The following is a 227-nucleotide window of genomic DNA, read 5'->3' as shown; positions in this document are numbered from 1 at the left end:
TTTCCCGATGCATCCGTAGCTCAGCTGGATAGAGTACTCGGCTACGAACCGAGCGGTCGGAGGTTCGAATCCTCCCGGATGCACCATTTCTTATTTGATATGGCTTTAGCAGCGGTATCAATATCAGCAGTAAAATAAATTTTCCCGATGCATCCGTAGCTCAGCTGGATAGAGTACTCGGCTACGAACCGAGCGGTCGGAGGTTCGAATCCTCCCGGATGCACCAT

General features: G+C 51.1%; 2 tRNA genes. Both read left to right on the top strand.

From position 1 onward, the window contains the following. Positions 1-9 precede the first annotated feature (9 nt). Positions 10-86 (top strand) — tRNA-Arg (locus WES_RS05220). A 63-nt stretch (positions 87-149) separates the two neighbouring features. Continuing rightward, positions 150-226, top strand: a tRNA-Arg gene (locus tag WES_RS05225). Position 227: the final 1 nt, after the last annotated feature.

This window comes from Escherichia sp. KTE31 (assembly GCF_000407925.1).
GTDB lineage: Bacteria > Pseudomonadota > Gammaproteobacteria > Enterobacterales > Enterobacteriaceae > Escherichia > Escherichia ruysiae.
The sequence above is the reverse complement of the archived record's forward strand: the minus strand, read 5'-3'. Positions and strand labels throughout refer to the sequence as shown.